6 protein-coding genes are annotated in these 8,105 nt (G+C 72.6%); 1 reads left to right on the forward strand and 5 read right to left on the reverse strand.

All coding sequences use genetic code 11. From position 1 onward, the window contains the following. Positions 1 to 65 precede the first annotated feature (65 nt). Positions 66 to 698, forward strand: a complete 633-nt coding sequence (locus tag ACFVZW_RS29860; protein WP_384527662.1) for a sporulation protein — start codon at positions 66 to 68, stop codon at positions 696 to 698. Between the two features lie 73 nt (positions 699 to 771). Here the strand turns inward: ACFVZW_RS29860 and ACFVZW_RS29865 are convergent, their stop codons facing one another. The 5 genes from ACFVZW_RS29865 to ACFVZW_RS29885 are packed head-to-tail and all read right to left on the reverse strand — an operon-like array spanning position 772 to position 7,888. Next, on the reverse strand, positions 772 to 1,911 hold the full coding sequence (locus ACFVZW_RS29865) for an acyl-CoA dehydrogenase family protein (RefSeq protein WP_384527665.1): 1,140 nt from the start codon (positions 1,909 to 1,911) through the stop codon (positions 772 to 774). Then, positions 1,908 to 3,785 carry a biotin carboxylase N-terminal domain-containing protein gene (locus ACFVZW_RS29870; protein ID WP_384527668.1) on the reverse strand — a complete coding sequence of 626 codons (1,878 nt, stop codon included), beginning with the start codon at positions 3,783 to 3,785 and terminating at the stop codon, positions 1,908 to 1,910. Before ACFVZW_RS29870 ends, ACFVZW_RS29865 begins: the two co-directional genes overlap by 4 nt. A gap of 8 nt (positions 3,786 to 3,793) precedes the next feature. After that, on the reverse strand, positions 3,794 to 5,392 hold the full coding sequence (locus ACFVZW_RS29875) for an acyl-CoA carboxylase subunit beta (protein ID WP_384527671.1): 1,599 nt from the start codon (positions 5,390 to 5,392) through the stop codon (positions 3,794 to 3,796). Between the two features lie 19 nt (positions 5,393 to 5,411). Next, complete coding sequence (locus ACFVZW_RS29880; protein ID WP_384527674.1) at positions 5,412 to 7,100, reverse strand: acyclic terpene utilization AtuA family protein; 1,689 nt, start codon at positions 7,098 to 7,100, stop codon at positions 5,412 to 5,414. Next, complete coding sequence (locus ACFVZW_RS29885) at positions 7,100 to 7,888, reverse strand: TIGR03084 family metal-binding protein (RefSeq protein ID WP_384527677.1); 789 nt, start codon at positions 7,886 to 7,888, stop codon at positions 7,100 to 7,102. The genes ACFVZW_RS29880 and ACFVZW_RS29885 overlap by 1 nt, the downstream gene beginning before the upstream one ends. Positions 7,889 to 8,105: the final 217 nt, after the last annotated feature.

Below are 8,105 nucleotides of genomic sequence, written 5' to 3' on the forward strand. Positions count from 1 at the left end.
TTGGTGGCCGGCCCCCCCCCCCTCGTGGCATAAATCTTTTGGTAAACCCATTCACACCCCACAGCGTGCCCCCGCCCCCCCCCGCGCGCCCCCGCGACGGCGACAGCGGCGACACGTTCGACTACCCGAGTGTGAGCGGCTACTTCAGCCTGGAGAAGGGCGAGGAGAGGCGGGTGCCCATCCGCCATCGGCTCAAGTGGGAGACCCCGCTGACCGAGGTCAAGGGCCACAAGCTGGGGGTCTATCTGGGCCTGCACACCGAGGTCGAGGCCGAGGGGATCAAGGCCCGGACGGACGACGACCTCGTGCACATCGCCGCGTTGCCCCTGCACGAGGCGATCCTCGACGCCTTCGCCGCCGAGGGTTACGCGTGCGGGACCTCACGGATCGTCAGCGACACCATCCCCCGCACCGAATACCACGTCTACCGGCGGCAGAGCATCCAGCTCATCGACCAGCTGACCGGCCACGAGCGCCCGCACAAGCTGGAGTTGAACTTCCACACCAACGCGGTCGGCTGTGAGATCTTCCTCCGCAAGTCCGCCCTTCATGAGCGGTACTGGAAGAGCAAGCCGCCCGCGCTGCGCTTCGTGGCCGCCCATCACGAGGTCGGACGGGTGGACTTCGGAGCGGAGGTACGGCGCTGGATCGGCGAGGTGGCCCTCCTGGGCGACAGTCACGCCGCCGACGAGGACTGACCTGCCCGCCGTCCCGTTCCCTCCTCGGGACTTCCGGAGGGACGGGAGGCCGGCTCCCTGGACTTCCGCAGTCTCAGTACGACTTGGGGAGACCCAGGGTCTGGTGGGACACGTAGTTCAGGATCATCTCCCGGCTGACCGGGGCGATCCGGGCCACGCGGGAGGCCGTGACGAGGCGGGCGAGGCCGAACTCGCGGGTGAGTCCGTTGCCGCCGAGCGTGTGGACGGACTGGTCGACGGCCTTCACACAGGCCTCGCCCGCCGCGTACTTGGCCATGTTCGCGGCCTCGCCCGAGCCGACGTCGTCACCGGCGTCGTACAGGTGGGCGGCCTTCTGCATCATCAGCCGGGCCAGCTCCAGCTCGATGTGGGCCTGGGCCAAGGGGTGGGCGATGGCCTGGTGGGCGCCGATCGGGGACTTCCAGACCTGGCGCTCCTTGGCATAGGCGACGGCCTTGTCGAGGGCGTAGCGGCCCATGCCGATCGCGAAGGCGGCGGTCATGATCCGCTCGGGGTTCAGCCCGGCGAAGAGCTGGAGCAGGCCCGCGTCCTCGTCGCCGACCAGCGCGTCCGCCGGGAGGTGGACGTCGTCGAGTGTGAGCTCGAACTGCTTCTCGTGCGCGTCCAGTTCCATGTCGATCTGCCGGCGCCCGAAGCCGGGGGTGTCGCGGGGGACGACGAAGAGACAGGGCTTGAGGTTGCCGGTGCGGGCGTCGGAGGTGCGGCCGACGATGAGGGTGGCGTCGGCGATGTCGACACCCGAGACGAAGACCTTGCGGCCGTTGAGCACCCAGCCCGCCTCGGTCTTCGTGGCGGTGGTGGTGATCCGGTGGGAGTTGGAGCCCGCGTCGGGCTCGGTGATGCCGAAGGCCATGGTCCGGCTGCCGTCGGCGAGGCCGGGGAGCCACGCGGCCTTCTGCGCGTCGGTGCCGAAGCGGGCGATGACGGTGCCGCAGATGGCCGGCGAGACGATCATCATGAGGAGGGGTGCCCCGGCGGCGCCCAATTCCTCCAGAACGATGGAGAGTTCGACCATCCCGCCGCCTCCGCCACCGTGGGACTCGGGGAGGTTCACCCCGAGGTAGCCGAGCTTTCCGGCCTCGGCCCAGAGGGCGTCGTGGTCGAGGGGGCGGGTGGAGCCGTGGCGCTGACCGAGGGCGGAGACGGCGGAGCGGAGGGCGGTGTGCTCGGCGGATTCGACGACGGAACTCATGCGGGCTGGTCCTCCTGGGCTTCGGTCTGTACGACGGCGAGCAGGGCGCCGACCTCGACCTGGCGGCCGGGGACGGCGTGGAGCGCGGTGAGCGTGCCGGAGGCGGGAGCGATGACGCGGTGCTCCATCTTCATGGCCTCCAGCCAGAGGAGCGGCTGCCCGGCGGTGACCCGCGCGCCGGGCACGATGCCGTCGGCGACACGGACGACGGTGCCGGGCATGGGCGCGAGCAGGGAGCCGGGCTCCCGCTGGTCGGCGGGGTCGGGGAAGCGGGGCCGTGCGGTGAGCCGGTGCGGGCCGACGTGGACGGTGTCGCCGTGCCGGGCCACCTCGAAGTCCCGTACGACTCCGCCGACTTCGAGCCTCACGCGATCGGGGGTGACGCTCACGGGGCGGACGCCCTCGGGGACCGTGACCGTGTACCCCTGCCGGGCGGGCCGGTAGCGGACCTCGTGGTCCCCGTACACCGTGACCTGGTCCTGCGACGCGAGGTTCCGCCAGCCGCCGCCGAACCGCCCCCGGTTCCCCTCGGCCTGCGCGAGCGCGGCGGCGACGGCCGCGTACGCCTCTCCGGGCGGGGCCTGCGTGAGGGCGTCCAGGTTCCGCTCGTAGAAGCCGGTGTCGAGGCGCGAGCTGTCGTGGAACTCGGGGTGCCGCAGGGACGCGACGAGCAGGTCCCGGTTGGTCACGGGCCCGTGGACCCGGGCCCGCTCCAGTGCGTGGGCGAGCTTGCGGACGGCCTCGGCGCGGGTGGGCGCGTGGACGACGACCTTGGCGAGCATGGCGTCGTAGTGGACACCGATGGCGTCCCCGGAGACGTATCCGGTGTCGACGCGAAGGCCCGAAGGGAACTCGAGGGCGTGCAGCGTGCCCGTCTGCGGTGTCCAGCCCGACCCGGGGTCCTCCGCGTACAGGCGGGCCTCGATCGCGTGGCCCCGCGGGGACGGGGGCTCGGAGGGCAGCGACCCGCCCTCCGCGACGGCGATCTGGAGGGCGACGAGGTCGATCCCGTGCACCTCCTCCGTCACCGGGTGCTCCACCTGGAGGCGCGTGTTCATCTCCAGGAAGTGCGCCCGGCCGTCCGCGACCAGGAACTCGACCGTGCCCGCGCCGACGTAGCCGACCGCCTTCGCCGCCGACACCGAACGGTCGTGCAGCTCCGCGAGCAGCGACGGCGGCAGGCCCGGCGCCGGGGACTCCTCGATCACCTTCTGGTGGCGGCGCTGGAGCGAGCAGTCGCGGGTGCCGAGCGCCCAGACCGTGCCGTGGCCGTCCGCGAGGACCTGGACCTCCACATGGCGGCCGTTCTCGACGTACGGCTCGACGAACACCTCGCCGTCCCCGAACGCGCTCGCCGCCTCGGCGGAGGCGGCTGCCAGCTCCCCCTCCAGCGCGGTCAGTTCGCGGACGACCCTCATGCCACGGCCGCCGCCGCCCGCCGCCGCCTTCACCAGGACCGGCAGGTCCGCCCCGGTGACGTCGCCGGCCACCAGCGGGGCGATCCCGAGGAGCTCCTTCGCCCGCGTCTTGGAGGCCATCGCCTCGATCGCGGACGGCGGAGGGCCGATCCACACCAGGCCCGCGTCCAGGACCTGCTGCGCGAACTCCGGGTTCTCCGACAGGAAGCCGTACCCGGGGTGCACCGCGTCCGCGCCCGCCGCCAGCGCCGCCTTCACCACCAGGTCCCCGCGCAGATACGTCTCCGCGGGCGTCGCCCCCGGCAGCCGTACCGCCGCGTCCGCCTCCCGTACGTGCAGCGCGGAGGCGTCCGCGTCCGAGTACACGGCGACCGTCTCGACGCCCAGCTCCCGGCACGTACGGAACACCCGGCAGGCGATCTCGCCCCGGTTCGCGACCATCAGCCTGGAGATCATCACTCGCCTCACATTCGGAAGACGCCGAAGCCGCCGCGCGCGCCCTCGACCGGTGCCGTGTGGATCGCGGACAGGCACAGCCCGAGGACCGTGCGCGTGTCGCGGGGGTCGATGACGCCGTCGTCGTACAGCCGCCCGGACAGGAACATCGGCAGCGACTCCGACTCGATCTGCGCCTCGACCATCGCGCGCAGCCCGGCGTCGGCCTCGTCGTCGTACGGCTGCCCCTTCGCGGCGGCGCTCGCCCTCGCGACGATGGACAGGACCCCGGCCAGCTGCTGCGGGCCCATGACGGCCGACTTGGCGCTCGGCCAGGCGAAGAGGAAGCGCGGGTCGTACGCCCGGCCGCACATGCCGTAGTGCCCGGCGCCGTACGACGCGCCCATCAGCACGCTCAGATGCGGCACCCGGCTGTTCGACACCGCGTTGATCATCATCGCGCCGTGCTTGATGATGCCGCCCTGCTCGTACTCCTTGCCGACCATGTAGCCGGTGGTGTTGTGCAGGAAGACCAGCGGGATGTCGCGCTGGTTGGCGAGCTGGATGAACTGCGCCGCCTTCTGCGACTCCGCGCTGAACAGCACGCCCTGGGCGTTGGCGAGGATGCCGACCGGGTAGCCGTGCAGCTCCGCCCAGCCCGTGACCAGGCTCGGTCCGTACAGCGGCTTGAACTCGTCGAAGTCCGAGCCGTCCACGACCCGGGCGATGACCTCGCGCGGGTCGAAGGGGGTCTTCAGGTCCCCCGGCACGATCCCGAGCAGCTCGTCCTCGTCGTACTTCGGGGGCTCCGAGAGTGCCGGATCGGCGTGCGCCTTGCGGTGGTTGAGCCGCGCGACGATCCGCCGGGCCTGGCGCAGCGCGTCGACCTCGTCGACGGCGTAGTGATCGGCGAGACCGGAGACGCGGGCGTGCATCTCGGCGCCGCCGAGCGTCTCGTCGTCGCTCTCCTCGCCCGTCGCCATCTTCACCAGCGGCGGACCGCCGAGGAAGACCTTCGACCGCTCCTTGATCATCACCGTGTGGTCGGACATCCCGGGGACGTACGCGCCGCCGGCCGTGGAGTTGCCGAAGACCACGGCGATCGTCGGAATGCCGGCGGCGGAGAGCCGCGTCAGGTCGCGGAAGAGCGCGCCGCCGGGGATGAAGATCTCCTTCTGGGACGGCAGATCCGCGCCGCCGGACTCGACCAGGGAGATGACCGGGAGCCGGTTGGCGTACGCGATCTCGTTGGCGCGCAGGGCCTTCTTCAGCGTCCACGGGTTGGAGGCGCCGCCGCGCACGGTCGGGTCGTTGGCGGTGATCAGGCACTCGACGCCCTCGACGACACCGATCCCGGTGACGATCGACGCGCCGACCGGATAGTCGCTGCCCCAGGCGGCGAGCGGCGACAGCTCCAGGAAGGGGGTGTCCGGGTCGACGAGGAGCTCGACGCGTTCGCGGGCGAGCATCTTGCCGCGCTTGCGGTGCCGTGCGGTGTACTTCTCGCCGCCGCCCGCGAGCGCCTTGCCGTGCTCGGTGTCGAGGGCGGCCAGCTTGTCGAGCATGGCGGCGCGATGGGCCGCGTAGTCGGGTCCGCCGGTGTCGAGGGCGGAGGCGAGGACGGTCACAGCAGTTCCTCCGGGGCGGTCACAGGAGTTCTTCCGGTACGTCGAGTTCGCGGGCGCGGAGCCACTCGCCGAGGGCCTTGGCCTGGGGGTCGAAGCGGGCCTGGGAGGCGACGCCTTCGCCGAGGAGTCCGGTGACGACGAAGTTCACCGCGCGCAGGTTCGGCAGGACGTGGCGTACGACGTCCAGCTCGGCGGTCTCCGGCAGGAGTCGCTTGAAACGCTCGACGGTGAGGGTGTGGACGAGCCAGCGCCACGCGTCGTCCGTCCGGACCCAGACGCCGATGTTCGCGTCGCCGCCCTTGTCGCCGCTGCGGGCTCCGGCGACGCGCCCGAGCGGGACCCGGCGCACCGGCCCGACGGGCGGCGCCTCGGGCAGCGGGGGCTCGTCGACCGGTGCCAGTTCCCGCGTCTCGGCGGGTACGGGGATGCTGACGCGGCTCCCGTCGGGGAGCACGGCCGTGTGCGGGACGTCGGCGGCCGGGACGTGCCGGGCCTCGAAGACGCCGTAGGGCGCGCCCTTCCCGGGCGGGGCGGTGACGTGGAAGCCGGGGTAGCTGGCGAGGGCCAGTTCGATCGCGGCGCCGCTGAGGGCGCGGCCGACGGGCTCGGGGGCGGGGTCGCGGACGACGAGACGGAGCAGCGCGCTCGCGGTCTCCTCGGTCGCGGCGTCCGCGTGATCGGTGCGGGCCAGCTCCCAGCGGACCTCGGCGGGACGGGACTTGGAACGCTCGAAGGCGTCCTCGATCTGCTCCCTCACGAACCGTGCCTTGGCCTCGATGTCGAGGCCCGTGAGGACGAGGACGACCTCGTTGCGGTGGCCGCCGATCCTGGTGAACCCCGCCTTGAGGGTGGGCGGCGGCGCCTCGCCCCGTACGCCGTCGATCCGCACGCGGTCCGGCCCGTCCTGGGTGAGCCGTACGGTGTCGAGCCGGGCGGTCACGTCGGGGCCCGCGTAGCGCGCGCCCGACGTCTCGTACAGGAGCTGTGCGGTGACCGTGCCGAGGTCGACGACGCCGCCGGTGCCGGCGTGCTTGGTGATGACGGCGCTGCCGTCGGCGCGGAGTTCAGCGAGCGGGAAGCCCGGGCGGCGCAGCGCGCGCGGGTCGTGGTCGGTGAAGAAGGCGTAGTTGCCCCCGGTGGCCTGGGTGCCGCACTCCAGGACGTGCCCGGCGACGACCGCGCCCGCCAGCTTGTCGTGCTCCTCCGCGCCCCAGCCGAAGCGCCACTGCGCGGGGCCGGTGACGAGGGCGGCGTCGGTGACGCGGCCGGTGACGACGACGTCGGCGCCGGCCGTCAGGCAGGCGGCGATGCCGGCGCCGCCGAGGTAGGCGTTGGCGGTGAGGACTCCGTCCTCGACGGGGAGCCGGTCGCCCTCGACGTACGCGATACGGGTGGGGATGCCGAGCCGTCGGCTCAGCTCCCCGAGCGCCTCGGCGAGACCGGCGGGGTTGAGGCCGCCGGCGTTGGTGACGATGCGGACGCCGCGCTCGTGGGCGAGGCCGAGCCCCTCTTCCATCTGACGCAGGAAGGTCTTGGCGTAGCCGGCGTTCGGGTCCTTCAGGAGGTCCCGGCCGAGGATGAGCATGGTGAGTTCGGCGAGGTAGTCGCCGGTGAGGACGTCCAGTTCGCCGCCGGTGAGCATCTCGCGCACGGCGTCGAAGCGGTCGCCGTAGAAGCCGGAGGCGTTGCCGATGCGGAGGAGGTCCACTAGGCCCCCTGCGGCGCACGGCCGGTGCCGGCCGGGCCCGCGAAGGCCTGGGCGATGGTGAGCCAGTGCGCGGCGTCGGGGCCTTCCGCCGCGAGGGCGGTGTCCTCGGGGTGGACGCGCTGGGTGACGAGGAGGCAGAAGTCGAGCGCGGGCCCGGTGATCCGCTGGGCGGCGTCCTGGGGTCCGTACACCCACTCCTCGCCGTCGGGGGCGGTCAGTTCGACGCGGAAGGGCTCCGGGGGCGGGGTGATCCCCCGTACGAGATAGGCGTAGTCGCGGGCGCGGATGCCGATCCAGGCGACGTGGCGCAGCCGGGTGGTCGGCTCGCGTACGACACCGAGGGCGTCGGCGATGTCCTGGCCGTGCGCCCAGGTCTCCATGAGCCGGGCGGTAGCCATGGAGGTGGCGCTCATGGGCGGCCCGTACCAGGGGAAGCGGGCGCCGGGCGGTGCCGCGCGCAGGGCGCTCTGCAGCCGTTCGCGGCCGACGCGCCACCGTCCGAGCAGCTCGGCGGGCGGGAGCGCGGCGCCCTCTTCGGCCCCGTCGTCGACGAACGTGCCGGGCGCTGCGAGCGCCTTCTCGGCCTCGGCGGCGAAGGCCTCGGGGTCGGTGGCGGCGAGCAGGGCCGCCCGGTCGGTCCAGGCGAGATGGGCGATCTGGTGGGCGATCGTCCAGCCGGGAGCGGGAGTGGGCGCGGCCCATCCGTCGTCGCTCAACCCCCGTACAACAAGGTCGATTTCCTCGCTCTCGCTGCGCAGATCGTCGAGGACGACGGCAGGGTCGGACACGGTGCGCTCCCCTCGGGACACGGGCGTGTGCCGAGGAGCATGGCAGCGGACGGAGAAACAATCAAGCGTGCTTGCTTTAGATTCTCGACCGCCCGCACGGACGGGCCCCCTCCCCCCCGCCGCTTAGGTTCTAGCGATCATCGCAACGCCCCAGTTCAGGGAGAGCGATGAGCTTCGAGCCCCGCGAGAACCGGCAGCACACCGGGGGTTACAAGTT

It is taken from the genome of Streptomyces sp. NPDC059567 (assembly GCF_042735655.1).
Classification (GTDB): Bacteria; Actinomycetota; Actinomycetes; order Streptomycetales; family Streptomycetaceae; genus Streptomyces.

Coding starts and splice junctions, on each gene's coding strand:
- ACFVZW_RS29865 (WP_384527665.1), bottom strand. CDS start 1,911: ATGAGTTCCGTCGTCGAATCCGCCGAGCACACCGCCCTCCGCTCCGCC.
- ACFVZW_RS29870 (WP_384527668.1), bottom strand. CDS start 3,785: ATGATCTCCAGGCTGATGGTCGCGAACCGGGGCGAGATCGCCTGCCGG.